The following is a 25,822-nucleotide window of genomic DNA, read 5'->3' as shown; positions in this document are numbered from 1 at the left end:
ATGAGCCTCGGCCGGCGGCGGGCCGCGACCCAGTCAGCCGCCGCAGCGCAGACCGTCGTCGGGAACCGTGCCGCTGACGAGGTAGGCGTTCACGGCGTCGTCGACGCACGAGTTGCCCTTGTTGTAGCCGGTGTGCCCCTCGCCCACGCGGGTGACCAGCACGCCCGACGACAGCTGGGCGGCCAGCGACTCCGACCACGTGTAGGGCGTGGCGGGGTCGTTGGTGGTGCCGACCACGACGATGGGCGCCGCCCCGTCGGCGGCGATCGGCTCGCGCACGCCCGTCGGCGGGTAGGGCCACGATGCGCACACGTCGACGCCGTCCCAGTAGGGGGCGATCGTCGGTGCCTCAGCGGCGACCCGCGCGTCGGCGGCGTCGAGGTCGGCCTGGTCGGTGTCCATCGGGTAGTCCATGCAGTTGTAGGCCCGGAACGCCTCGGTGGAGTTGTCGGCGTAGGTGCCGTCGGCATTGCGGCCGTAGTAGAAGTCGGCGAGCTGGAACGCCGCCGACGGGTCGCCCTTGAGCGCCTGGGTGAGGGCGACGGTGAGGAACTGCCAGCTGTCCTTCGAGTACAGCGCGGCGATGATGCCGGTCATCAGCGAGTCGGCGCCGAGGTCGCGCCCGTCGGCGGCGGGCAGCGGTGCACGGTCGACACCGGCCAGCAGCGTGCCGAGGTCGGCCATGGCGTCGTCGACGGTGCCCGTGAAGGGGCAGTCGCGCTGGGTGAGGCAGTCGGCCATGTAGGCGCGCAGCGCCGACTCGAACCCGACCGCCTGCGTGGTGCTGACGTCGAGACCCGACACCGACGGGTCGATCGCGCCGTCGAGCACGAGCCGGCCCACGCGCTCGGGGAACAGCTTGGCGTAGGTCGCCCCGAGGAAGGTGCCGTACGAGTAGCCCAGGTAGCTGAGCTGCTCGTCGCCGAGCACGGCGCGCAGCAGGTCCATGTCACGGGCGGAATCGTCGGTCGTAATCGCCGGCAGCAGGCCGTCGCTGCCCGCCTCGCACGCGGCCACGAAGCCGGCGTTGCGCTCGGTGAGCTCGGCACGCCACCCGTCGGACCCGCGCGGGTTCTCCGGGATGTCGAAGAGGTAGTCGTCCATCTCGGCCGGCGCCAGGCACGACACCGCCGACGACCGGCCGACCCCGCGCGGGTCGAACCCGATGACGTCGTAGTTCTGCAGCAGCGGCTGCCCCACGGCGTAGGTGGCCGAGTCGGCGATGAGGTCGTACCCGCTGGCGCCGGGGCCGCCCGGGTTGGTCAGCAGCGATCCGAGCGGTGAGCCGTTGTCGGCGGCGCGGCGGATGAGGGCGAGCGTGAGGTCGCCGGCATCCGGGTCAGACCAGTCGCGCGGCGCGGTGACCTCGGTGCAGTCGTACGCACCGGCATCCGCCCCGGTGCACCCCTCCCAGATGAGGGTCTGCCCGTAGTACTCCTCGAAGCCGGCGGGGGCGCCGTCGGTGACCGGCGTGCGGGTGGGCCCGGGGGCGCCCGACTCGGCTGGGATCGCCGCGGCGATGCACCCGGTGAGGGCGAGGGTGGCGGCGGCGATGCCGGCCACGGCGGTCACGAGGCGACGGGTGAGGGTCACGGGGTCCTTCCGCTGGCGACGGTGATGAGCAGGCTCTCGAGGGCGAGCGCGGGGGCGGCGTTGCCCTGCAGGTGCGTGCGGGTGAGGGCGATCTGATCGAGCACGGTGAGCGTACGCTCGGGGGTCCACGCGGCGGCCAGCGTGGTGAGCTCGGCGGTCAGTTCGAGGTTGATGAGGTCGCCGCCGCGGCCCAGCTGCAGCATGAGGGTGTCGCGGTACATCGACTCGAGGTCGGTGAGCACACGGTCGATGCCGTCGCGCAGGCTGCGGGTCGCACGCCGCTTCTGCTCTTCTTCGAGGGCGTTGACCTGGCCGCGCACCGCCGGGGGCACCGGGCCGCCGGGGGCGATGCCGAGGGTGCGCAGCAGGCCCGTGCGCTCGGACTCGTCGCGCTCGGCGGTGAGGGCCTTCGCGTCGTCGGTGGCCAGCTGCACGATGCGCGCGGCCGTCTCGACGGCATCGCCGACGCCGCGCACGCCGAGGGAGGCGGCGAGCGTCTCGGCGCGCCGGGCGCGGGAGACGTCGTCGGTGGCCAGGCGCTGCGCCATGCCGATGTGCCGCTGCGCGAGACGGGCCGACTGCTCGGCGACGGCGGGGTCGACCCCGGTGCGCTCGACGATGAGGCGGGCCACGTCGGCGACCTCGGGTTCGCGCAGCCGCAGGGTGCGCACCCGCGAGCGGATCGTGGGCAGCAGGTCGGCGTCGCTCGGGGCGCAGAGGATCCAGATGGTCTGGTCGGGCGGCTCTTCGAGCGCCTTGAGCAGCACGTTGCTGGTGCGCTCGACCATGCGGTCGGCGTCTTCCATGACGATCACGCGGTGGCGGCCCAGCGACGGTGCGAAGTAGGAGCGCTCGACCAGGGCGCGGGCGTCTTTGATCGAGATGATCACGCCCTCGGCGCGCAGGGTGGTCAGGTCGGGGTGGGTGCCGGCGATGACCTGGCGCATGGCGGTCTCGTCACCGGGGTCGGCGATGAGGGCGGCGGCGAAGGCGGTCGCGATCGTGGAGCGGCCCGAGCCGGGCGGCCCGGTGATCAGCCACGCGTGCGCCAGCAGCGCCGGATCGGCGGCGGCGGCCTGCAGCTGGGCGATCGCGTCGTCCTGCCCCCACACCTGACCCCACGGCAGTTCCTGCAGGGCGATCGAGGTCATGCCGAACAGCCTACGGTGCCCCGCCGACGTGGCCGGGCGCCACCAGCGGCGCGACGCGCGCGCGCACGGCGGCGGCCAGCTCTGCGGCGGGCCGCGAGGCGTCGAGCACCAGAAAGCGGTCGGGCTCGGCGGCGGCCAGGGCGAGGAAGGCGGCGCGCACCCGCTCATGGAACTCGGCGCGCTCCGACTCGAGCCGGTCGAAGGGCTTGTCGTCGGCGTCGAGCCGCGCGCGGGCGAGGGCCGGGTCGAGGTCGAGCAGCACCGTCACGTCGGGGAGCGCGCCTTCGGCGGCCCACAGCGACAGATCGCGGATCTCACCGGCATCCAGCACCCGCCCGGCGCCCTGGTAGGCCACCGACGAGTCGAGGTAGCGGTCTTGGATGACCACCTCGCCCCGCGCGAGGGCGGGGCGCACGACGGATGCCACGTGGTGGGCCCGATCGGCGGCGTACAGCAGCGCCTCGGCGCGCGGGGCGATGTCGCCTCGGTGGTGCAGCACGATGTCGCGCACGAGCACCCCGACCTCCGAGCCGCCGGGCTCGCGGGTGCGCACGACCGTGCGGCCCTCGCCGCGCATCCACTCCTCCAGCATCCGCGACTGGGTCGTCTTGCCGGCGCCGTCGCCGCCCTCGATGGTGATCCACAGGCCGGCGCGCGGGGCGTCGGCGCCGTGGGGCACGGGGGCGGTCACTTCTTCTTCGCCGGCGCCTTGCGCGCGGCCGGGGCGCGTCGGGTCGTGCGCTTGGGGGCGGGACCCTTGGCGCGCTTGTCGGCGAGCATCTGCACCGCGACCTCGAAGGTGATCTCATCGGGGGTCTGCCCCTTGGGGATCGTCACGTTGGTCGTGCCGTCGGTGACGTAGGCGCCGAATCGGCCGTCCTTGATGCGGATCGGCTTGCCGCTGACGGGGTCGGCCTCGAACTCCTTGAGCGAGGTGGCCGCGCGGTTGGCGTACTTCGGCTGGGCGTAGATCTCCAGCGCCTGCTCGAGCGTCAGGTCGAAGATGAGGTCTTCGCTGGCGATGGAGCGCGAGTCGGTGCCCTTCTTGATGTACGGGCCGTAGGGGCCGTTCTGCGCCGTGATGGGCTGCTCGGTCTCGGGGTCGACCCCCACCACGCGCGGCAGCGACAGCAGCTTCACCGCGGTGTCGAGGTCGATCGTCTCGGGCGACATGCTCTTGAACAGCGACGCGCGCTTGGGCTTGGCCGGCTCGACCTTCTTCGCGCCGCGCTTCTTCGGGGCGGCCTCGGGCTCGGGCTCGGTCTCGGGCAGCACCTCTTCGAGGTAGGGGCCGAAACGCCCGTCCTTCACGACGATGTCGCGGCCGTTCTCGGGGTTCTGACCGAGCACGCGGTCGCCGCCGACGGGGGCGTCGACGAGCTCCTGCGCGCGCTCGGGGGTGAGCTCGTCGGGCGCGAGGTCGGCGGGCACATTGATGCGGCGCGGGGTCTCGGGGTCATCGCCCGGCACCTCGAGGTACGGGCCGTAGCGGCCCAGGCGCAGCACCGCGACGTCGCCGATCGGGGTGGAGTTGATCTCGCGGGCGTCGATGTCGCCGAGGTTGTCGACGACGTTGCGCAGACCCACGTGGCCCTCGGAGCCGAAGTAGAAGCCGCGCAGCCATTCGGCGCGGTTCTCCTCGCCGCGCGAGATGGCGTCGAGGTCGTCTTCGAGGCCGGCGGTGAAGTCGTAGTCGACGAGCTCGGCGAAGTGCTGCTCGAGCAGGCGCACGATGCTGAACGCCAGCCAGCTGGGAACGAGCGCCTGACCGCGCTTGCTCACGTAGCCGCGGTCGAGGATGACGTCGATGATCGAGGCGAAGGTCGACGGGCGACCGATGCCCTTCTCTTCGAGGGCTTTCACCAGCGACGCCTCGGTGTAGCGCGGCTTCGGGCTGGTGGAGTGGCCCTTGGGCTCGATCTCGCTCAGGCGCACCGCGTCGCCGACGGTGAGCTGGGGCAGCGACTGGTCGTCGGCCTTCTCGGCGTCGGAGCGCTTCTCGTCGCGTCCCTCTTCGTAGGCCTCCAGGAAGCCCTTGAAGGTGTAGACGGTGCCCGAGGCGGTGAACGCGGCGACGCGGCCGGTGACCGTGGTCTCCAGCACGACGGTGGTCGTCTCGTACGTGGCATCCGACATCTGGCTGGCGACGGTGCGCTTCCAGATGAGGTCGTAGAGGCGCAGTTCGTCGCGGTCGAGGCCGGAGGACACCGACGCGGGGGTGCGGAAGTCTTCGCCCGACGGACGGATGGCCTCGTGCGCCTCTTGCGCGTTCTTGCTGCTGCTGCGGTAGCTGCGCGGGCTCGCCGGCACGGCGCGGTCGCCGTAGAGGGCGACGGCCTGCGCACGGGCGGCGGCGATCGCCTGCGTCGACAGCGAGGTCGAGTCGGTGCGCATATAGGTGATGTAGCCCTTTTCGTAGAGCCGCTGCGCGACGCCCATGGCGTGCTTGGCGCTCATCGAGAGCTTGCGTCCGGCCTCCTGCTGCATGGTGGAGGTCGTGAAGGGGGGCTTCGGGCTGCGGGTGCCCGGCTTGGCCTCGACGGAGGTGACGGTGGCGGCGCCGTCGGCTTCGAGGGCGGCGGCGATCTCGCGGGCCTCGGCCTCGGTGAGCACCACGACGGCCTTGCGCAGCGCGCCGCGGTCGTCGAAGTCGGTGCCGCGCGCCAGGGCGGCGCCGTCGAGGCGGGCCAGGCGGGTCGAGAAGGCGTCGGCGCCGGCCTCGGCGCGGCGTGCGGCGGCCTCGACGTCCCAGTACGACGCCGAGACGAACGCCATGCGCTCGCGCTCGCGGTCGACGATGAGGCGAGTGGCGGCCGACTGCACACGGCCGGCGGAGGTGCCCTGGCCGACCTTGCGACGGGTGACGTCGGAGACGTCCCAGCCGTAGAGGCGGTCGACGATGCGGCGGGTCTCCTGCGCGTCGACGAGGGCGAGGTCGAGCTCGCGGGTGTTGTCGACGGCGGCGCGGATGGCGTCTTTGGTGATCTCGTGGAAGACCATGCGCTTGACGGGGACCTTCGGCTTCAAGGTCTCGAGCAGGTGCCACGCGATGGCTTCGCCTTCGCGGTCTTCATCAGTGGCCAGCAGCAGTTCGTCGGCGGTCTTGAGGGCGCGCTTGAGCTCGGCGACGGTCTTCTTGCCGCGTTCGCTCTCCACATAAAGAGGAGTGAACCCGTTCTCGATGTCGATGGAGTACTTGCCGACCGAGGTCTTCTTCAACTCGGCGGGGATGTCCTTCTTGTCAGCGAGGTCACGGATGTGACCCACCGAGCTGAGCACCTCGTACCCGTCGCCCAGGTAGCCCTGGATCGACCGCATCTTCGTCGGCGACTCGACGATGACGAGTTTCTTGCCCTCGACCTTGCCGCCCTTGACCTGTGCCACGTGGCCGTCCTTTCTTCGTTGCACACCATACACACCGCCGCCACATGAGGATGCTGGGAGCGGCCGGGGCTTGCCCGTGGCGCGGCGGCGCCCGACCCTCACGGCGGCGGCCCGGCCCGGGCGCGCGCCTGCACCGCGTACACCCCCGCCGTCCCGGCGACCTCGACCGTGGCGACCAGCCCGTCGAGGTCGCACGAGACGATGCGCGCTCCCCCGCGGGCGGCGACCTCGGCCGCACGCGTGCACGGTTCGCCGGCCGCGAACCCGGCCGCCGTGTCGGCGGCGGCCAGGGCCGCGGCATCCGCCGCTACGCCCGCGCGCGTCGCCCCGAGCGAGACCGCCGCGGCCGCGCCGAGGCCGACGGCGAACACGGCGGTGGCGGCCACCGCGCCGAGGGCGAGGATCGTGCCCGGCATCAGGGGTCACCGGCCAGCGCGCACGACCGGGCCCGGATCTCGGGGAAGGGCGCGGCGATGGCCACCGCCGCGCTGACGCAGACGAGGTCGCCCTCGCCGGCGATGGCGACCGACCCCGCCCCCGAGATGCGCGCGACGACGTCGTGCACCGCGTCGGCCGGCTCGCCTCGCGCCGCGAGGCGGGCCCCCTGGGCGACGGCCTGCTCGAGACGCACCTGCCGTCCCACGGTCGCCAGCGCGCCGATGCACAGCGCCACGACCGCGACGACCGCGGGGAGGGCGACGGCGAACTCGGCCGTCACCGCTCCCCGCTCGCCGAGCCGGCGGCTGCGCAGGTTCACGCCACCGTCAGCGCTCGGCGCACGAGGTCGGTGAGGATGCCGCGCACCTCGTCGGAGCGCATGATCACCACCAGCAGTCCCGCGAAGGCGACCGCCGCCATCGTGGCGATCGCGTACTCCGCGGTGGCGGCGCCGGTCTCGTCGGCCAGATCGGCGGAGCGGTGGACGGCGAACAGGCGTTGCGCGCGGCGACGGGTCAGGGGCGGCAGGGCGGGGATGGGGTGGGACATGGTGTTCCTTTCGTTCGGCGGCACGGATGGTCGGCACGGGTCGCGGGGTCACGGGGTCACGGGGTCACGGGGTCACGGGTCGCAAGGATCACGGGGCCTGGGTCACAGGGTCAGCGGGGTGGCGGTGAGCACCGACAGGAGCATGGGGGCGACCCCCAGCAGCAGGAAGGCGGGCAGCGTGCACACCCCGAGCGGCAGCAACAACGCGCCGGAGAGCTTCGCGGCGCGCAGCCGGCCCTCGGTGCGCGCGTCGCGGCGGGCGTCGACGGCGGTGGCGCGCAGCAGTTCGATGGCGGGGGCACCGCTGGCGCGCGAGAGCTCGAGCACCGTCGCCGTCTCGGCCGCCGCGTCGTCGCCGACCACGGCGAGCGCCCGCGGAATCGCCACGCCGCCGCTGAGTGCGATCGCCACCAGGTCGCACGAGAGCCCCGGGATGCGGGGGTCGGGCTGCGCGCGGGCGACCAGCCGCGCCGTCCACCGTCGGGCGAGCACGATGAGGGCGAGGCCCGCCACCAGACACGCGATGCCGACGGGCTGGGTGAGCACGGGCACCACGTCGAACCCGAAGGCGACGACCAGGACGACCGCCAGCAGCGGCAGCCAGGAGACCAGCCGCGCGGTGGTGGCGGGCTCGGCCAGCGCCACCCGCACCTCGTCGCGGGCGGCCTGGGCATCGCGCAGCGCGTCGGCGATGCCGCGCAGGCTGGGCGCGAGCGGCGCCCCCACTTCGGCCGCCACCTGCCACGCCCGCGACACCTGGGGCCAGGGGTCGGCGCGCGCGGCGAGCACCGCGGCCACCGGCCGCCCATCCGCGGCCCCGGCGACGACGGCCGCAGCATCGGCGTCGCCGCCCGCGGCCAGATGCTCCCACGCCCGTCCCGGCGTGAGGCCCGCCTCCAGCAGCACCGCCAGCCGGTGCACGGCGCCCGCGGTGCTCATGTGCGCTCCGCCATCTCCAGGCGGTCCCGGGTGATCACCGGTCGGGCGATGGCGGCGACGCGCCGGATGCCGTCGGCGCCGCGGGCGAGGTGCACCACCGCACCCACGGCGCTGGCCACCTGCCGGGCCAGCGCCCGGTCGTCGAGCCCGGCGAGCGCGCCGAGCGCCTCGAGCCGCGCCGGCACGTCGTCCATCCCGCCGGCATGGATGGTGCCGGCTCCACCGTCGTGCCCGGTGTTGAGCGCCGACAGCAGCTCGCGCACCTCTTCGCCGCGGCACTCGCCGACCACCAGCCGGTCGGGTCGCATCCGCAGCGCCTCACGCACGAGCCGGGCGAGGCCCACCGCGCCGGCGCCCTCGAGGTTGGGCTGGCGCGATTCCAAGCGCACGTGGTGAGGGTGGTCGATCGCCAGCTCGGCGACGTCTTCGATCGTGACGATCCGCTCCGCCGCGGGCACCCGCCCGAGCATCGCGGCGAGCATCGTCGTCTTGCCGGTGCCGGTGGCCCCGCTCACCAACACGTTCTCGCGGTCGGCGACGAACCGCTCCAGCACGGCGCCGGTGGCCGCGTCGAACATGCCCTGGCGGCCGAGCGCGTCGAGGTCGAGTCGCCGCGTCGACGGCAGCCGGATGGAGATCACCGCGCCGCCCACCGCCACCGGCGGGAGCACCGCGTGCACCCGCGCCCCGTGCTCCCAGCGCACGTCGACCAGCGGAGCGAGATCGTCGAGGTGCCGGCCGCCGAGCCCGATGAGGGTGACCGCCAGCTCGCGCACCTCGGCCTCGGTGGCCGCCCAGCCGGGCACGCGCTCCGCGCCCCGGCCGCGGTCGATGAACAGGGCGCCCCCGCCGTTGACGAACACGTCGGTCACGTCGGGGTCGGCCAGGTGCGGGCGCAGCGACGCGAGCGCCGGATGGTCGGGCAGCACGCGGCGTCGCGCGGGCGCCACGGCCCCGGGCACCGACGACGGCGCCCCGCGGGGGCGGACGACGAACGGCTCGGACATGCACGAGACGCTACGAGCGCGGCGGGCGCCGGTGACCGGCAGCCGGCCGATCCGGGGACGGACCGCGCAGGTGGGCACCTGGTGAGGAAGTGGCACCCGTGGCATCCGGAGCGCACCCGCTCCGCCGGGAGCGGTCCCAAGAAAAGGAAGAGGGTGGCATCCCATGGGGGGAACGGGATGCCACCCTGCGCAGCATCCGACGATCGGGGGGTGTGCGGATGCTGCGATGCCAGAATCGAAGTTCGGCCGCGACCGAGCATACGCATCCGCGCGCGTGGCGCCAAAACCCCTCCGGCGCGTCGCGGCGCGATATATCAGTCGGGGCGGGCGACTTGTCCGTCCCCTACTAACGGCGGTAGTGCCGGGGGCACCGCACCGTTAGATTTCCGGCATCGTCGCGCCGTCAGCGACGCCCCCGTCCCGCCGCAAAGGAGCGCGCCCGATGAGCAGCCAGATCGACCACCTGCTGAACGAGACCCGACGTTTCGCCCCGTCCGACGACTTCGCCGCGGCGGCCGTCGCCGACGCCGAGCTGTACGCCCGCGCGCGTGCCGACCGCGAGGGGTTCTGGGCCGAGCAGGCGCGTGAGCTGCACTGGCACACCCCCTTCACCCAGGTGCTCGACTGGTCGAACCCGCCCTTCGCCACCTGGTTCGCCGACGGTGAGCTCAACGTCGCCTACAACTGCCTCGACCGCCACGTCGAGGCCGGCAACGGCGACCGCGTCGCGCTGCTGTGGGAGGGCGAGCCCGGCGACGAGCGCCGCGTGACCTACGCCGAGCTGACCGACGAGGTCAAGCGCGTCGCCAACGTGCTGACCGGCCTCGGCATCGTCGCCGGCGACCGCGTCGCGATCTACATGCCGATGATCCCCGAGGCCATCGCGGCGATGCTCGCCGTGGCCCGCCTCGGCGCCATCCACTCCGTCGTCTTCGGCGGGTTCTCCGCCGACAGCCTGCGCGCCCGCATCGACGACGCCGGGGCGAAGCTGGTCATCACCGCCGACGGCGGCTACCGCAAGGGCAAGGTCTCGCCGCTCAAGCCCGCCGTCGACCAGGCGCTCGGCGACCGCGGCGCCGGGGTGCAGGGAACCGTGGAGCACGTGCTGGTGGTGCGCCGCGGCGGCAACGAGGTGAGCTGGAACGACGAGCGCGACCTCTGGTGGCACGAGGTCGTGCCCACGGCATCCGCCGAGCACGAGGCGCAGCCCTTCCCCGCCGAGAACCCGCTGTTCATCCTCTACACCTCCGGCACGACCGGCAAGCCCAAGGGCATCCTCCACACCTCCGGCGGCTACCTCACCCAGACCGCCTTCACCAACAAGGTCGTCCACGACCTGCACCCCGAAACGGACGTGTTCTGGTGCACGGCCGACATCGGCTGGGTCACCGGGCACTCCTATGTGGCCTACGGGCCGCTCGCCAACGGCGTGACCCAGGTGCTCTACGAAGGCACCCCCGACTCCCCGCATCCGGGCCGCTGGTGGGAGCTCGTCGAGAAGTACGGCGTCACGATCCTCTACACCGCCCCCACCGCGATCCGCTCGTTCATGAAGCTGGGGCGCGCGATCCCGCAGCAGTTCGACCTGTCGTCGCTGCGCCTGCTGGGGTCGGTGGGCGAACCCATCAACCCGGAGGCGTGGATGTGGTACCGCAAGGTGATCGGCGGCAAGACCGCGCCGATCGTCGACACGTGGTGGCAGACCGAGACCGGATCGATCATGGTGTCGGCCCTGCCGGGCGTCACCGAGACCAAGCCCGGCAGCGCGCAGGTGCCCCTCCCCGGCATCTCGATCGACGTGGTCGACGAAGACGGCAAGAAGGTCGGCAACGGCAACGGCGGACTGCTCGTGGTCACCGAGCCGTGGCCCTCGATGCTGCGCGGCATCTGGGGCGACCCCGACCGCTTCGTCGAAACGTACTGGGAGAAGTTCCGCGCCCAGGGCTACTACTTCGCCGGCGACGGCGCGCGCCTCGACGACGACGGCGACGTCTGGTTCCTGGGGCGCGTCGACGACGTCATGAACGTCTCGGGCCACCGGCTGTCGACGACCGAGATCGAATCGGCGCTCGTCGGCAACGAAGCGGTGGCCGAGGCCGCCGTGGTCGGCGCCTCCGACGAGACGACCGGCCAGGCGGTGGTGGCCTTCGTCATCGTCAAGCAGAGCTACCTCGACGCGCACTCCCCCGAGGGCCTGGCCGGTACGCTGCGTGGATGGGTGGGCGAGCAGATCGGCCCCATTGCCCGCCCGCGCGACGTCTACATCGTCGGCGAGCTCCCCAAGACCCGCTCGGGGAAGATCATGCGGCGCCTGCTGCGCGACGTCGCCGAAGGCCGCGAGGTCGGCGACACGACGACGCTGGCCGACACCGCGGTGATGAGCGTCATCTCCGCCCAGCTCAAGTAGGCCGGGCGGAGCATCCGCTCGGACGAGCCGGATCAGGCGAAGGCGAAGACGACTTCCACCTCGACCGGCGAGTCCAGCGGCAGCACCGGCACGCCCACCGCGGAGCGGGCGTGCCGGCCCGCCTCGCCGAAGATCTCGCCGAGCACTTCGCTGGCCCCGTTGATGACACCCGGCTGACCGGTGAAGGCGGGGACGGATGCCACGAAGCCGGTGACCTTGACGACGCGGGTGATCCGGTCGACGCCGCCGGCGACGCCCGCCGCGGCGGCCAGGGCGTTGAGCGCGCACCGGCGCGCGTAGGCAGCGGCATCCGCGGGCGGGACGAGCCCGTCGCCCTCGCCGACCTTGCCGGTCGCGGGGAGCGCCCCGTCGACCATCGGCAGCTGGCCGGAGGTGTAGACGAGGTCGCCGTGCACGGTCGCCGGGATGTAGGTGGCCACCGGCGGCACGACGGCGGGCAGCTCGATGCCGAGCTCGGCCAGGCGGGCGGAGACGGTCATCAGGCCTGCTCGAACTGCTGGGCGGCCTGGGCGGCCGCGTCGATGCCGACGTTGGTCTCGCCGGCGCCGAGGGGCCGCTTGAAGTAGGCCACGAGGCCGCCTTCGGGGCCGGGGACGATCTGCACCAGCTCCCACCCCTTCTTCCCCCAGTTGTTGAGGATGGCGGCGGTGTTGTGGATCAGCAGGGGGGTCGTGAGGTATTCCCACGTGGTCATGAGGGGCTCCCGGAGGTCGACATGGCACGGGGCGCCGGAGGGTTCCTCTCAGCTATCTCCCCTAGCATCAACCCTATGCCCCACTCGAAACGGACGGCCACCGGTGTGCTCGGAGGACTGCTCGGCCTCGTCGGCCTGAGCGCCATCGCCGGTCTCCTCATCACTGCGACGGTCACCCCCGCCATCGCCGTTTCCGGCTATGCGGCCTCGTCGGCGATCAAGATGTTCGACAACATGCCGAGCTATCTGCAGCCCGAGAAGCTCATGCTTCCGACCGAGATCTACAAGAAGGCCAGCGACGGCAGCGACGCGCTGATGGCGGAGTTCTACGACCAGAACCGCATCCCCGTCGCCTACGACGAAGTCGCGCCCGTCATGTACGACGCGATCCTCTCCAGTGAGGACAAGAACTTCTACGTGCACGGCGGCGTCGACCTCATGGGCACCGTGAAGGCGCTCGTGGGCAACGCCAGCTCCGGTTCCAACCGCGGTGGCTCCTCGATCACCCAGCAGTACGTGAAGAACGTGCTGCAGCAGAGCTGCGAGGCGCAGGCCAAGAACTCCGAAGAGGTCGCCACCTGCTTCAAGGAGACCACCGTCTCCAAGGGCACCGACGGCTACCAGCGCAAGCTGCAGGAGATGCGCTACGCGATCCAGCTCGAGAAGGAGTACTCGAAGGACGACATCCTGCTCGGGTACCTGAACATCGCCTCGTTCGGCGGCAGCACCTACGGCATCGGCGCCGCCGCGCAGCGCTACTTCGGCGTCAGCGCGAAGGACCTCACCATCGCCCAGGCCGCGACCATCGCCGGCATGGTGCAGGAGCCCAACACCTACCGCATCGACAAGCCCGAGGGCTCGGCCACCAACAAGGCCGGCGAGGCGATCAACAGCGCCGCCGACGGCTACGCGCTCACCAAGGACCGCCGCCACTACGTGCTCGGTCGCATGCTCGCCGACGGCAAGATCACCCAGGCCGAGTACGACGAGGCGGATGCCTCGGAGGTCACCCCCAACGTGCAGACCCGCGCCACCGGCTGCAGCCAGGCCGCCGGCTCGGAGTTCTTCTGCGAGTACGTGGTGTCGATCGTGAAGTCCGACCCCGCGTTCGGCGCGACCAGCGAAGAGCGCACCGCGGCCCTGCGCCGTGGCGGTCTGAAGATCTACACGACCCTCGACCCCGACCTGCAGGCCGCCGCCCAGGAGGCGATCTCAATCGCGCCAGCGACGGTGTCGTACATGGACTTCGGCGCGTCGGGCGTGCAGGTGGAGGTCGGCACCGGCCGCGTGCTGTCGATGGTGCAGAACCGTCCCTACAGCGTGCAGGGCGACGAGTCCGGCGGCACCACGTCCGTCAACTACAACGTGCGCGAGGCCAACGGCGGTGGCATCGGCCACCCCGCCGGTTCGACGTACAAGGCGTTCAGCCTGCTGAACTGGCTCGAGCAGGGCCACTCGGTCAACGAGAACATCAACGGTCGCATCGGCGACAAGACGGTGCAGACCTGCGACGGCGCCACCCAGAAGGTGAAGCTGAAGAACGGCGGCGGCGGCATCGGCAACTTCGAGAGCAACCCGGGCTACAACGGCTCGATCTACCGCTTCACGAAGGACTCGCTGAACTCCGGCTTCATCTCGATGGCCTCGACCATCTCGGTGTGCTCGACCAACCGCCTCGCCGGCAAGCTCGGCGTCACGTACGGCGACGGCTCGGCGCTGGATTCGTCGAACCTGCCCTACAACGTGCTCGGCGACAAGAACGTCGCGCCGATCGACATGGCCGCCGCCTACGCCGCCATCGCGTCGAACGGCATCTACTGCCAGCCGAAGGCCATCGACCGCGTCGTCAACAGCGCGGGCGAGGAGCAGCCGATCCCGGCGACCACCTGCGAGCGTCAGCTGTCGGAGGCCGTCGCCTCCACCGCCGCCTACACGCTGCAGAGCGTCATGCAGGCCGACGGCACCGGTTCCGGCGCCCGCACCGGTGACGGCACCCCGATCTTCGGCAAGACCGGTATCCACGAGTTCGAGCACACCTGGATGGACGGCTCGAGCTCGAAGGTGACCACCGTGGTCTGGGTCGGCAACGTCGAGGGTCACGTCAAGCTCGACAAGCACCGCGAGTCCGGCTACACCCTCTCGCGCCTGCGCAACGGCATCTGGCCCGAGATGCAGCGCGCCGCCAACTCGAAGTACGGCGGGGATGCCTTCGCCGCACCCGACGGCGAGCTGACGAAGCAGGTGCTCGTCGACCTTCCCTCGGTGATCGGGCAGAACGTCGATCAGGCCACCCGCACGCTGCAGGGCGCCGGCTTCGGCGTGACCGTGGGCGACCCCGTCGACGGCGTGGAGGCGGCCGGCACGATCGTCGCCCAGAGCCCCGGCGCGGGCAAGGTCGCCGGCGGCACGAACGTCGTCATCTCCCCGAGCAACGGCGCGGGTGTGGCCGTCCCCGGTGTCAGCGGCAACCCGCAGGAAGCGGCGCAGCAGCTGCAACGGGCCGGGTTCACCTCGCTGACCGCCGAGTGCACGGCATCTGAGGGCGCCCCCGAACAGGGCGTCGTCACCGGCACCAACCCGGCGGCCGGAACGATCACGAACCGCGGCGCGGCCATCGCGATCCAGTTCCAGGCCAAGGACTGCAGCCGCGTCGGCGGCGGCGGCCGCGGCTGACCGTGCCAGATGGGACTCGCACCGCCCTCACCGCCCTCTCGGCAGTGGGGGCGGTCGGCGCGGCCTGTGCGGTGTGGGGCATCGGCATCGAGCGCTACCTGTTCACCCTGCGGCGCCACGACCTCGCGGTGCTGCCTGCGGGCTCTCCCCCGCTGACGGTGCTGCACCTGTCCGACGCCCACATGGCGCCGTGGCAGCACCGCAAGCAGCAGTGGATCGCCCGGGTCGCCCAGCACGTGCAGCCCGACCTCGTCGTCAACACCGGTGACAACCTCGGCCATGTCGACGGACTCACCGGCATCCGCGCCGCCTTCGAGCCCCTGCGCGGGGTGCCCGGACTGTTCGTGCACGGCTCGAACGATGTCATCGGCCCGTCGGCGCGCAACCCGCTGCGCTACTTCTCGGGGCCGTCCGAGCGCGCCAAGCGCGGCGACCGGCTCGACACTCCCGCGATGGACGCCTACTTCCAGGACGAGCTCGGCTGGACCGACCTCAACAACACCGCCGCCCGCGTGCGGGTGGCGGGGATCACCCTCGACACGTTCGGCGTGAACGACGCCCACCGCTCGTGGGACGACCTCTACGCCCTGCCGGGCGCCCTCGAGGCCGTGCGCCGCGGAGCGCGCCTGCGCGAGCGGGGATCCGCCCCGTTCACCCTCGGCGTCACCCACGCCCCCTACCGCCGCGTGCTCGACCGCTTCGTCGAGCTGGGCGCCGACGCGGTGCTGGCGGGCCACACCCACGGCGGACAGGTGCGCGTCCCGTTCTCCCGCTCGGCGCTCGTGGCCAACTGCGACATCCCCCTCGACCAGGCGCGGGGCCTCTCGCACTGGACCGCCGACGGGCGCACCGTGCCCCTGAACGTCAGCGCCGGGCTCGGACACTCCATCTACGCGCCCGTGAGATTCGGATGCCGTCCGGAGGCGACCGTGCTGACGCTGCATCCGGTCGCCGCGGCATGACCCGATTCGTGTCGAGGCTCGGAACAGGGTAGACTCGGGGGGTTGCCACGGGGTGTGGCGCAGCTTGGTAGCGCGCTTCGTTCGGGACGAAGAGGCCGCAGGTTCAAATCCTGTCACCCCGACCAGAGAGAGGCTCCACCGCCACGGTGGAGCCTCTCGTGTCTCACTACAGAATCGGAGAACCCATGCCCGCTCCGCGCCTCGTCGCCTTCGATCTCGACGACACGCTGGCCCCGTCGAAGAGCCCCATCGACGAGCGCATGGGTGAGCTGCTGGTCGCCCTCGCGGAGCGCGTCGAGGTGGCGATCATCTCGGGCGGGCAGCTCCAGCAGTTCCAGATGCAGGTCGTCGACCGTCTTCCCGCGGGCACGGATGCCGGCATCCTCGCCCGCTTCCACCTCATGCCCACGTGCGGCACGCAGTATTACCGCCTCACCGCCGACGGCGCCCAGACCGTCTACGCCCACGCCCTCACCGACGACGAGAAGTCGCGCGCGCTGACCGCCGTCGAGGAGGAGGCGCGCCGCCTCGACCTGTGGGAGTCGAAGACCTGGGGCCCCATCCTCGAAGACCGCGGCTCGCAGATCACCTTCTCGGCCCTCGGGCAGTCAGCGCCCGTGGCCGCCAAGACCGCGTGGGACCCGACCGGTGCCCGCAAGAACGCGCTGCGCGACGCCGTGGCCGCCCGCATCCCCGACCTCGAGGTGCGCTCGGGCGGCTCGACCTCGGTCGACATCACCCGCCAGGGCATCGACAAGGCCTACGGCATGCGCCAGCTCGCCGAACAGACCGGCATCGACCTCGACGACATGCTCTTCGTCGGCGACCGCCTCGACGAGCACGGCAACGACTACCCCGTGCTGGCCATGGGCGTGGCCTGCCACGCCGTCACCGGCTGGGAGGACACCGCCGTGCACCTCGAGGCCCTGATCCCGACGCTCCCCGTTCGCTGAGGGCCCGGGCCGGGTCGGGCCGGGCGCGGCGTCGCTCGGAGGATGCGATCCTGGTCGGAGCTTTCCGGCTGGAACCTCCGACGTGGGCGACGATCTCCGACGTCGGTGACGTGGCATCCGGGCAGAGGACGCCAGCCCGAGCGTGACACTCCCCGACCCCGAGCGGAGCCCACGCGGCACGCACGCGGAGCCCACGCGTCACCCAGCTCGCGCCGACGCGTCACCCACCTCGGAGGATGCCACCCGGCTCGGAGGATTCGGGGAGAATGCTCCGAGCTGGGTGGCGATCTCCGAGATCGGTGCGCGGCAGAGTCAGGAGCGCACCGGATGCCGGGCGTCAGGCTGTGACGGCGGCAGTGCGAGCAGCCTCGGGGCGGGCGATCGGCGCGAGGCGCTGCAGCTGCGTGACGTGCCGCGGCTCGAGCTCGGCCAGCGACGAGACCCCCAGCAGGGCCATCGTGCGCTCGATCTCGGTGCGCAGGATCGCGATCGTGCGGTCGACGCCGCGGCGGCCGCCGGCCATGAGGCCGTAGAGGTAGGCACGACCGATAAGCGTGAACTTCGCGCCGAGGGCGACGGATGCCACGATGTCGGCGCCGTTCATGATGCCGGTGTCGATCATCACGGTGGCGTCCTTGCCGACCTCGCGCACGACCTGCGGCAGCAGGTGGAACGGGATCGGCGCACGGTCGAGCTGACGCCCGCCGTGGTTGGACAGCACGATGCCGTCGACGCCCAGGTCGACCAGGCGCGTGCTGTCGGCGACGTTCTGCACGCCCTTGATGACGATCTTGCCGGGCCACAGGTCACGGATGATCTGCAGGTCGTCGTAGCTGATCGTCGGGTCCATGGCCGCGTTGAGCAGCTCCCCCACCGTGCCGCCGGTGGTGGTGAGCGAGGCGAACTCGAGGGGCGGGGTGGTGAGGAAGTCGATCCACCACCACGGCCGCGGGATGGCGTTGACGATCGTGCCGAGGGTCAGCTGCGGCGGGATCGAGAAGCCGTTGCGCTTGTCGCGCAGGCGGGCACCGGCGATGGGCGTGTCGACGGTGAACATGAGGGTGTCGAACCCGGCCGCCGCCGCGCGCTCGACGAGGCCGTAGGAGATCTCCCGCTCGCGCATGACGTACAGCTGGAACCAGTTGCGGCCGCCGGGGTTGGCGGCGCGCACGTTCTCGATCGAGGTCGTGCCGAGGGTCGACAGGGTGAACGGGATGCCGGCGGCACCGGCCGCGCCCGCGCCGGCGACCTCTCCCTCGGTCTGCATCAGGCGGGTGAAGCCGGTCGGGGCGATGCCGAACGGCAGCGCCGACGGACCGCCGAGGATCTCGGTGGAGGTGTCGACGTGGGCGGCGGGACGCAGGATGTCGGGGTGGAACTCGATGTCTTCGAAGGCCTGGCGCGCCCGTGCGAGCGAGAGCTCGCCCTCGGCGGCGCCGTCGGTGTAGTCGAAGGCGGCCTTCGGGGTGCGACGCTTGGCGATCGTGCGCAGGTCGGCGATGGTGAGTGCCGACTCGAGACGCCGCTTCGTGGCATCCAACTCGGGCTTCTTGAACTGCATGAGCTCGAGCAGCTCGGGGACTTTGGGGAGCTGACGCTGGACCATGGGAGCTTCTCTCAGTTCTGTCGGGCGGGGTCGGTGAGGCCGGCGTCGCCGTAGTAGCCGCTGATGTGCGCGCGCACGAGGTCGCGCGCGCGGTCGGCCTGGCCCGCCTCGATGGCGTCGAGCACGTCGTGGTGCTCATGACGGAGGCGCTCGGCGGTGGCCTCCCAGTCGCCGATGCGCTCGGCACCGGCACGGATGTACCCCTCGATCGTGGGACGCAGGCCCGCCATCGTCGCCGCGACGACGACGTTGCCGGCCGCGTCGGTGAGGCGGGTGTGGAACTGCGCGTCGAGGGCGAGGAAGTCCTCGACCGACAGGCCGTCCTGGTCCATGGCGGTGAGGGTGGCGCGGGCCTCGTCGAGCGCGGGATCCGACCGGGTGGCGAGGTGGGCGACGGCCCACTCCTCCAGCAGCAGCCGCGTCTCGTAGACGTCGGGGATCGGGAAGCCCTGCGCGGCCACCTGCAGGCGCAGCAGCTGCGCCAGACCACCGTGCGGGGTGGCGATGATGATCGCGCCCGACGTGGGGCCGGAGCCGGTGGCGGTGCGGATGAGGCCCATGACCTCCAGCACGCGCAGCGCCTCGCGCACACTCGATCGCCCCACCCCGAGGGTGGTGGCGAGCTCCCGCTCGGGCTGCAGCCGGTCGCCGGGGCCGAGGCGGCCCTCCAGCAGGTCAGACTCGATCTTCTCGAGCACCACGCGCCAGGCGCGGGGGGTCGTGCTTTCCGACATCACTGTCCTCTCAAATGTCAGACCACATTATCTCCGGTGGTCAGACCTTGCAAACCCGTAGCCGTCATGTGACGGAGGTGCTAAGAGAGGCGGCCGCCCGAGGCGGTGAGATAGCACTGCGCGCACATCGACTCGTACGTGACCCGATCGGCAGCGAGCTCGTCGATGGCCACCTGGTCGCCGTCGAAGACGAAGCGCCCACCCACCAGCCGCGCGTTGAACAGCGCCTTGCGCCCGCAGCGGCAGATCGTCTTCAGCTCTTCGAGGCTGTGCGAGAGCTCCATCAGCCGCGCCGACCCCGGGAAGGCGCGGGTCTGGAAATCGGTGCGGATGCCGTAGGCCAGCACCGGGATGCCGTCGTCGACGACGATCCGCAGCAGATCGTCGACCTGCGACGGGGTCAGGAACTGCGCCTCGTCGAGCAGCAGACACGCGAGGTCGGGCAGGCGCCGCCGATGCTCGGCCAGGAGCGCGCGCACATCGTCGTCGGGACCGATCAGGAAGTCCACCTCGCGCGAGACGCCGAGCCGGCTGGAGATCTGATCGGCGCCCTTGGTGTCGATCTCGGGCTTGGCCAGCAGCACGTGCTGCCCGCGCTCCTCGTAGTTGTACGCCGCCTGCAGCAGCGCCGTCGACTTGCCCGAGTTCATCGCGCCGTAGCGGAAATAGAGCTTCGCCACTGTCGTCGTCCGAAGTGCCGCGCGTCAGCGCGTGATGGCCAGCGCGTCGGCGGTGCGCGTCATCGAGGCGTCGGCCGCCGCGGCATCCGGGTTGAGCGTCGTGCCGTAGCTGGGGACGAGGCCGCGCAGGATGGGCTCCCACTCCGGCATCCGATCGGGGAAGCAGGTCTTCAGCAGGCCCATCATGATCGACGCGGCCGTCGACGCACCGGGGGAAGCACCCAGCAGCCCCGCGAGGGAGCCGTCGGCGGAGGTGATGACCTCGGTGCCGAACTGCAGCACGCCGCCCTTCTCGGGGTCGCGCTTCATGACCTGCGCGCGCTGACCGGCCTGGATGAGCTCCCAGTCCTCGTCCTTGGCGGTGGGCATGAATTCGCGCAGCGAGTCGACCTTCTTGCGGTGGGTCTTGGTGAGCTCCCCCACCAGGTACTTCACCAGATCGATGTTGGTGGCGCCGACCTTCAGCATCGGACCGATGTTGCCGGGGCGCACCTGCGCGACGATGTCGGTGATGCGTCCGGTCTTGAGGAACTTCGGGCTGAACGTGGCGAACGGGCCGAACAGCAGCGATGCCTCGCCGTCGACGACACGGGTGTCGAGGTGCGGCACCGACATGGGCGGGGCGCCCACCGACGCCTGCGAGTACACCTTCGCCTTGTGCTGGGCGACGATGGCGGGGTTCGTCGTCTTGAGGAACTGGCCGCCGATCGGGAACACGCCGTAGCCGGAGATCTCGGGGATGCGGGAGGACTGCAGCAGCTTGATCGCCCAGCCGCCGGCGCCCACGAAGACGAAGCGGCTCGAGATCACGCCGGGCGTGCGGCCCAGCGAGCGGCGGAAGCCGATGTTCCAGGTGCCGTCCTTCTGCTTGCGCAGCCGGCGCACCTCGGTGTTGGTGTGCACCTCCACACCCTGCTTCTCGAGGTGGGCGAACATCTGCCGGGTCAGCGCGCCGAAGTCGACGTCGGTGCCGGCCGGCACGCGCGTGGCCGCGAACGGCTCGCCGCGGCGGCGCTTCTGCATGAGCAGCGGCGCCCACTGGTTGATGACGCGCGAGTCCTCGGAGTACTCGATGCCGGCGAACAGCGGCTGCTGCTTGAGCGACTCGTAGCGCTTCTTGAGATAGGCGACATCGCCCTCGCCGCGCACGAAGGTCATGTGAGGGGCGGCGTTGATGAACGTCGACGGCTCGTCGAGCACGCCCCGCTCCACCAGCGACGTCCACAGCTGCCGGCTCTGCTGGAACTGCTCGTTGATCGCCACCGCCTTGCCCGGGTCGACCGAGCCGTCGGCCGCGGCGGGCATGTAGTTGAGCTCGCAGAGGGCCGCGTGACCGGTGCCGGCGTTGTTCCAGGCGTTCGACGACTCCTGCGCCACGTCGCTCAGTCGCTCCAGCACGAGGATCTTCCAGTCGGGCTGCAGCTCAGCCAGCAGGGTCCCGAGGGTGGCGCTCATGATGCCGCCACCGATGAGCACGGCGTCGTAGGTGGGAGTGGTCACGGTGTTCCAGTCTAAGCGGCCCTGAAGGTGGTGCTGCCGCGCCGGGACGGCCCGGCATCCGTCAACATCCGCGGTTCTTTCCGCGGGGCGAAAACGCGGCCCGTCGGACCGCGACGATCAGACCGCCGCGCTCAGGCGCGCGGCGACGAGCTCGGCGATCTGCACGGCGTTGAGCGCCGCGCCCTTGCGCAGGTTGTCGTTCGAGATGAACAGCACGAGACCCTTGCCCTCGGGCGCGGACTGGTCGGCGCGGATGCGGCCGACGAAGCTCGGGTCGGCGCCGGCGGCCTGCAGGGGCGTGGGCACCTCTTCGAGCACGACGCCGGGCGCCGCCGCGAGGATCTCGCGGGCGCGCTCGGGGGTGATGTCACCGGCGAACTCGGCGTGGATCGACAGCGAGTGGCCGGTGAACACCGGCACGCGCACGCAGGTGCCCGCCACCCGCAGGTCGGGGAGCTCGAGGATCTTGCGGCTCTCGTTGCGGAGCTTCTTCTCTTCGTCGGTCTCGTTGTCGCCGTCGGCGACGAGGTTGCCGGCGAACGGGATGACGTCGAACGCGATCGGGGCGACGTACTTCTCGGGCTGCGGGAAGTCGACGGCCGAGCCGTCGTGCACGAGCGCGAGGGTGTTGTTCTGTGCGAGCACGCCCTCGACCTGGCCCAGCAGCTCCTGGGCGCCAGCCAGCCCCGAACCGGAGACCGCCTGGTAGGTCGAGACGATCAGCCGCTCGAGGCCGGCGGCCTCGTGGAGGGGCTTGAGCACCGGCATCGCGGCCATCGTGGTGCAGTTGGGGTTGGCGATGATGCCCTTGGGGAGGTTCTCGATGGCGTGGGGGTTGACCTCGCTGACCACCAGAGGCACCTCGGGGTCCATGCGCCAGGCGCTGGAGTTGTCGATGACGACCGCGCCGGCCTCGGCGAAGCGCGGCGCGTGGGCGCGCGAGCCGGTGGCGCCGGCGGAGAACAGGGCGATGTCGATGCCAGCGGGGTCGGCCGTGGCGACGTCTTCGACGATGATCGTCGCGCCGCCGAACTCGACCGCCTGACCGGCGCTGCGCGCCGTGGCGAACAGGCGCAGCTCGCCGATCGGGAACGCCCGCTCGGCGAGGATCTCGCGCATGACCGTGCCGACCTGGCCGGTGGCGCCGACGACGGCGACGGAGAGTCCGGAGTCTGAGATGCGGGTCATGGTGAATCCTTGCGTGAAGCGGCGTGGGACTGCGGGCAACGGGGTGGTGCCGGCGGCGGGTTTCCGCGATTCTACCGGCCCCGTGGGGCCCCTCGCCGCGGTGTGACGTGCCGCGACGGGTGGCGAGGCGCGCGGCGCGCGGCGGTGGGGTGGGCGGCCAGGGCGGCGGCCAGGGCGCATAACTCAGGCAGAACGTGCGGCTCGTGGGGTGCGCGGGGGCTCGGGGCTTGAATCTGCAGGAGTTATGCGCCGGGGGCGGGGCGTTTCGACTCGCTGCGCTCGCTCAACGAACGGAGCGGGGCGCGGCGTTTCGACTCGCTGCGCTCGCTCAACGAACGGAGGTGCGGCGGCGGCCAGGGCGCATAACTCAGGCAGAACGTGGGGTGCGCGGGGGCTGGGAGCGCGAATCTGCAGGAGTTATGCGCCGGGGGTGGCGTTTCGGCTCGCTGCGCTCACTCAACGAACGAGGGCGGGGCGGTGGCGGGGGTCAGCGGCCGGTGCCGGCGTGGACGACGGCTTCGGTGTCGCCGTCGAGGCCGTAGGCGGTGTGGACCACGCGGGCGGCGCCGGCGAGGTCGTCGCCGCGGACGACCACCGAGATGCGGATCTCGGAGGTGGAGATCATCTCGATGTTCACCCCGGCGGTGGACAGCGCCTCGAAGAGGGTGGCCGAGACGCCGGAGTGCGTGCGCATGCCCGCGCCGACCACCGACAGCTTGCCGATCTGGTCGTCGTGGATGAGGCTCTCGAAGCCGACCTCGGTCTGCTCGCCGGCGAGGGCGCGCAGCGCCGTGGCGGCGTCGGTCTTGGGGACCGTGAAGGAGATGTCGGTGCGGCCGGTGGCGGCCGCCGACACGTTCTGCACGATCATGTCGACGTTCGCACCGCTCTTGGCGACGATCTTGAAGATCTCGGCGGCCTTGCCGGGCACGTCGGGCACACCGACGACGGTGATCTTGGCCTGGCTCAGGTCGGTCGCGACGCCCGCGACGATCGGCTCTTCCATCTCTTCTCCTTCTGCATCACCCGGCACCGTCATCCCGGGGCCGAGCACGTACGTGCCGACGCCGGGGTTGAAGGTGGAGCGGGCGTGGATCATGACGCCGTGGCGGCGAGCGTACTCGACGGCACGGATGTAGAGGACCTTCGCGCCGTTGGCGGCGAGCTCGAGCATCTCCTCCGCACCGACGACCGAGAGCTTGCGCGCGTTGGGGACGACGCGGGGGTCGGCGGTGAAGATGCCGTCGACGTCGCTGTAGATCTCGCACACGTCGGCTTCGAGGGCCGCGGCGAGGGCGACGGCGGTGGTGTCCGAGCCGCCGCGACCGAGGGTCGTGATGTCGCGGGTGTCGCGGTTGAAGCCCTGGAAGCCGGCGACGATGACGATCGCGCCCTCGTCGAGCGCTTCGCGCACGCGCACCGGGGTGACATCGACGATGCGGGCACTGCCGTGGTCGGCGGTGGTGATCATGCCGGCCTGGCTGCCGGTGAACGAGCGCGCCTCGAAGCCCATCGAGTGGATGGCCATCGCAACGAGCGCCATCGAGATGCGCTCACCGCTGGAGAGCAGCATGTCGAGTTCGCGGGGCGCGGGGATGGGGGCGACCTGGTGGGCGAGGTCGATGAGCTCGTCGGTGGTGTCGCCCATGGCGCTGACGGCGACGACCACGTCGTGGCCGGCGCGGCGCGCGTCGACGATCCGCTTCGCGACGCGCTTGATGCTCTCGGCGTCGGCGACGGATGATCCGCCGTACTTCTGGACGATCAGCGCCACGTTTCGTACTCCCGGGTGATGTGCGGTCGCGCGGCGACCCGCGGGCGGGCCGATGCCGCGCCCAACGCCCCATCATACGGAGCGGCCCATGCGCCCACGGTCATGTGACGGGGCCGCGGCGGTGCCCGATTACCATCGTGAGGGGCCCATCCACCGGGAGCGGAACGCACCATGACGCCATCCAGACGCCTGATCTCATCCTTGCGCGGACTCGTGCAGCCCACCGGCGACGGGGCGCTCACCGAGGCGCTGCCGATCATCGACGACGCCTTCGCGGTGCGGGTGCTCGACCTGGCCATCCGCATCGGCGAGACCATGCTGGTCGCCGGCGCTCCCGCCAGCGAAGTGACCCTCACGGTGGTGCGGGTCGCCGGCGCCTACGGGCTGCGCCCCGTGAACGTCGACGTCACCTACAACGCCATCACCGTCGCCCATCACCGCAGCGACGCCGACCGCCCGCTGACGCTGCTGCGCGTCGTGCGCGGCGCCGTTCCCGACCACACCAAGCTGCAGCGCATCCAGGCGCTCGTGGCCGACATCGCCGCGGGCGCCTCGCTCGACGACGCCGTCGCGCGGGCGAGGGTGATCCGACGGATGCCGTTCCGCTACGGCCCGCTGGTGATCGTCGCCGCCCAGGCGCTGCTGGCCGTGGGCGTGGCGGTCATGTTCGGCGGCAACTGGCTGGTGCTGCTGCTGTCGTTCGTGGCCGCCGCGCTGGCCGCCGTCACCCAGTTCGCCCTCGCGAAGGCATCCGTGCCGTACTTCTTCAGCCAGATCGCCGGGGCGTTCGTGCTGACACTGTTCGCCGCGGCGGCGCCGCTGCTGGCGGCGACCGGCTGGGATGCCGCCGCGTCGGTGCGGCCGTCGGTGATCGTGGCGGCGGGGATCGTGCTGATGCTGGCGGGCCTGACGGTCGTCGGCGCCGCGCAGGACGCGATCGACGGGTTCGCGCTGACGGCCGTCGGCCGCATCCTCGAACTGACCACGAACACGCTGGGGGTCGTGGTCGGTATCCTCGCCGGGCTCGAGGTCGCCCGCGTGTTCGGCCTGGGGATGGATCCGCCCAGCGACGCCCTCCCCCTCGGCCCCGTGGCCGCGCAGTTCGCCGGCGCGGCGCTCATCGCCCTGGCCGTGGCGGTGTTCAACGGGGCGGGGCTGCGCATCGTCGTGGTGAGCATCGTGCTGAGCCTCATCGGCTGGCTCGGCTATCTGGGCGTGGTCGCGGCGGGCTTCGACCCGGCCGCCGGAGCGGCGGTGGGTGCATTCGCGGCGAGCCTCGTCGGCATCCTGCTCGCCTTCCGCCTGCATGTGCCGTCGGTGGCGATCACCACCGCGGCCATCCTGCCGATGGTGCCCGGTGCCGCCGTGTTCCGGGGGCTGCTCACCGTCGTCGAGGCCGGCGATGACACCTCGCTGCTGTTGGCGGGGGCTGCCACCCTGGCCGGGGCGGGGACGATCGGCGCCGCCCTGGCGGTGGGCGCGTCTCTGGGCATCTACCTGGGACAGCCGGTGCGGGCGTCGCTGGACTCGGTGCTGCGCTCGCGCGCACGCCTGCGCGGCTGAACGCCC

The 25,822-nt window shown here is 71.8% G+C and carries 22 protein-coding genes and 1 tRNA gene; 6 read left to right on the top strand and 17 right to left on the bottom strand.

The annotated features are described in order from the left end of the window. Nucleotides 1–33 precede the first annotated feature (33 nt). The 9 genes from N3K63_RS12020 to N3K63_RS11980 all read right to left on the bottom strand — a co-directional run bounded on the left by N3K63_RS12020 (nucleotide 34) and on the right by N3K63_RS11980 (nucleotide 9,061). A complete protein-coding gene (locus N3K63_RS12020) occupies nucleotides 34–1,593 on the bottom strand; it encodes an alpha/beta hydrolase (protein ID WP_261580414.1) in 1,560 nt (519 codons plus the stop codon). Continuing rightward, on the bottom strand, nucleotides 1,590–2,744 hold the full coding sequence (locus N3K63_RS12015; RefSeq protein ID WP_261580413.1) for a DNA polymerase III subunit delta': 1,155 nt from the start codon (nucleotides 2,742–2,744) through the stop codon (nucleotides 1,590–1,592). Before N3K63_RS12015 ends, N3K63_RS12020 begins: the two co-directional genes overlap by 4 nt. A gap of 10 nt (nucleotides 2,745–2,754) precedes the next feature. Next, entirely contained in the window at nucleotides 2,755–3,435 is a 681-nt protein-coding gene (tmk, locus tag N3K63_RS12010) for a dTMP kinase (RefSeq protein ID WP_261580412.1), read from the bottom strand. Continuing rightward, nucleotides 3,432–6,128: a type I DNA topoisomerase gene (gene topA, locus N3K63_RS12005; protein ID WP_261580411.1), complete on the bottom strand. Its 2,697-nt coding sequence runs from the start codon at nucleotides 6,126–6,128 to the stop codon at nucleotides 3,432–3,434. Before topA ends, tmk begins: the two co-directional genes overlap by 4 nt. A gap of 98 nt (nucleotides 6,129–6,226) precedes the next feature. Next, nucleotides 6,227–6,544, bottom strand: a complete 318-nt coding sequence (locus N3K63_RS12000) for an Rv3654c family TadE-like protein (RefSeq protein ID WP_261580410.1) — start codon at nucleotides 6,542–6,544, stop codon at nucleotides 6,227–6,229. Then, entirely contained in the window at nucleotides 6,544–6,885 is a 342-nt protein-coding gene (locus N3K63_RS11995; protein ID WP_261580409.1) for a TadE family type IV pilus minor pilin, read from the bottom strand. The genes N3K63_RS12000 and N3K63_RS11995 overlap by 1 nt, the downstream gene beginning before the upstream one ends. After that, nucleotides 6,882–7,115, bottom strand: coding sequence for a DUF4244 domain-containing protein (locus N3K63_RS11990; protein WP_261580408.1), 234 nt, complete (start codon nucleotides 7,113–7,115; stop codon nucleotides 6,882–6,884). The genes N3K63_RS11995 and N3K63_RS11990 overlap by 4 nt, the downstream gene beginning before the upstream one ends. Before the next feature lie 102 nt (nucleotides 7,116–7,217). After that, complete coding sequence (locus tag N3K63_RS11985; RefSeq protein WP_261580407.1) at nucleotides 7,218–8,054, bottom strand: type II secretion system F family protein; 837 nt, start codon at nucleotides 8,052–8,054, stop codon at nucleotides 7,218–7,220. Then, nucleotides 8,051–9,061 (bottom strand): TadA family conjugal transfer-associated ATPase, encoded by a 1,011-nt coding sequence (locus N3K63_RS11980; protein WP_261580406.1) that lies wholly within the window; start codon nucleotides 9,059–9,061, stop codon nucleotides 8,051–8,053. The genes N3K63_RS11985 and N3K63_RS11980 overlap by 4 nt, the downstream gene beginning before the upstream one ends. A gap of 442 nt (nucleotides 9,062–9,503) precedes the next feature. Between N3K63_RS11980 and acs the strand changes: the two genes are divergently transcribed. Further along, complete coding sequence (gene acs / locus N3K63_RS11975; RefSeq protein ID WP_261580405.1) at nucleotides 9,504–11,468, top strand: acetate--CoA ligase; 1,965 nt, start codon at nucleotides 9,504–9,506, stop codon at nucleotides 11,466–11,468. A gap of 32 nt (nucleotides 11,469–11,500) precedes the next feature. Here the strand turns inward: acs and N3K63_RS11970 are convergent, their stop codons facing one another. Both N3K63_RS11970 and N3K63_RS11965 read right to left on the bottom strand, forming a co-directional pair. Next, nucleotides 11,501–11,968 (bottom strand): RidA family protein, encoded by a 468-nt coding sequence (locus N3K63_RS11970; RefSeq protein ID WP_261580404.1) that lies wholly within the window; start codon nucleotides 11,966–11,968, stop codon nucleotides 11,501–11,503. Next, nucleotides 11,968–12,183 (bottom strand): DUF4177 domain-containing protein, encoded by a 216-nt coding sequence (locus N3K63_RS11965; protein ID WP_261580403.1) that lies wholly within the window; start codon nucleotides 12,181–12,183, stop codon nucleotides 11,968–11,970. Before N3K63_RS11965 ends, N3K63_RS11970 begins: the two co-directional genes overlap by 1 nt. A gap of 75 nt (nucleotides 12,184–12,258) precedes the next feature. On the opposite strand from N3K63_RS11965, the gene N3K63_RS11960 reads away from it, so the two are divergent. From N3K63_RS11960 to N3K63_RS11945, 4 genes are all read left to right on the top strand, one after another. Beyond that, on the top strand, nucleotides 12,259–14,856 hold the full coding sequence (locus tag N3K63_RS11960; protein ID WP_261580402.1) for a transglycosylase domain-containing protein: 2,598 nt from the start codon (nucleotides 12,259–12,261) through the stop codon (nucleotides 14,854–14,856). A 2-nt stretch (nucleotides 14,857–14,858) separates the two neighbouring features. Beyond that, nucleotides 14,859–15,818 carry a metallophosphoesterase gene (locus N3K63_RS11955; RefSeq protein WP_261580401.1) on the top strand — a complete coding sequence of 320 codons (960 nt, stop codon included), beginning with the start codon at nucleotides 14,859–14,861 and terminating at the stop codon, nucleotides 15,816–15,818. Nucleotides 15,819–15,866: 48 nt separating this feature from the next. Further along, nucleotides 15,867–15,943, top strand: a tRNA-Pro gene (locus N3K63_RS11950). 60 nt (nucleotides 15,944–16,003) lie between these two features. Then, entirely contained in the window at nucleotides 16,004–16,771 is a 768-nt protein-coding gene (locus tag N3K63_RS11945) for an HAD-IIB family hydrolase (protein ID WP_261580400.1), read from the top strand. A gap of 337 nt (nucleotides 16,772–17,108) precedes the next feature. Here N3K63_RS11945 and N3K63_RS11940 read toward each other — a convergent pair whose 3' ends face one another. The 6 genes from N3K63_RS11940 to N3K63_RS11915 all read right to left on the bottom strand — a co-directional run bounded on the left by N3K63_RS11940 (nucleotide 17,109) and on the right by N3K63_RS11915 (nucleotide 24,253). Next, the gene (locus N3K63_RS11940) at nucleotides 17,109–18,377 is read right to left on the bottom strand and encodes an alpha-hydroxy acid oxidase (protein WP_261580399.1); all 1,269 of its coding nucleotides are present in this window, start codon (nucleotides 18,375–18,377) and stop codon (nucleotides 17,109–17,111) included. An 11-nt stretch (nucleotides 18,378–18,388) separates the two neighbouring features. Then, nucleotides 18,389–19,111 carry a FadR/GntR family transcriptional regulator gene (locus tag N3K63_RS11935; protein ID WP_261580398.1) on the bottom strand — a complete coding sequence of 241 codons (723 nt, stop codon included), beginning with the start codon at nucleotides 19,109–19,111 and terminating at the stop codon, nucleotides 18,389–18,391. Between the two features lie 80 nt (nucleotides 19,112–19,191). Further along, entirely contained in the window at nucleotides 19,192–19,791 is a 600-nt protein-coding gene (locus tag N3K63_RS11930) for a thymidine kinase (protein ID WP_261580397.1), read from the bottom strand. A 24-nt stretch (nucleotides 19,792–19,815) separates the two neighbouring features. Continuing rightward, nucleotides 19,816–21,246 (bottom strand): malate dehydrogenase (quinone), encoded by a 1,431-nt coding sequence (gene mqo, locus N3K63_RS11925; protein WP_390895191.1) that lies wholly within the window; start codon nucleotides 21,244–21,246, stop codon nucleotides 19,816–19,818. Between the two features lie 162 nt (nucleotides 21,247–21,408). Then, complete coding sequence (locus tag N3K63_RS11920; RefSeq protein ID WP_261580394.1) at nucleotides 21,409–22,479, bottom strand: aspartate-semialdehyde dehydrogenase; 1,071 nt, start codon at nucleotides 22,477–22,479, stop codon at nucleotides 21,409–21,411. Nucleotides 22,480–22,966: 487 nt separating this feature from the next. Then, nucleotides 22,967–24,253 (bottom strand): aspartate kinase, encoded by a 1,287-nt coding sequence (locus tag N3K63_RS11915; protein ID WP_261580393.1) that lies wholly within the window; start codon nucleotides 24,251–24,253, stop codon nucleotides 22,967–22,969. Nucleotides 24,254–24,424: 171 nt separating this feature from the next. On the opposite strand from N3K63_RS11915, the gene N3K63_RS11910 reads away from it, so the two are divergent. Continuing rightward, entirely contained in the window at nucleotides 24,425–25,816 is a 1,392-nt protein-coding gene (locus tag N3K63_RS11910) for a threonine/serine exporter family protein (RefSeq protein WP_261580392.1), read from the top strand. Nucleotides 25,817–25,822 lie beyond the last annotated feature (6 nt).

The sequence above is a fragment of the Microbacterium festucae genome, from assembly GCF_025421715.1.
Taxonomy (GTDB): domain Bacteria; phylum Actinomycetota; class Actinomycetes; order Actinomycetales; family Microbacteriaceae; genus Microbacterium; species Microbacterium festucae.
The sequence above is the reverse complement of the archived record's forward strand: the minus strand, read 5'-3'. Positions and strand labels throughout refer to the sequence as shown.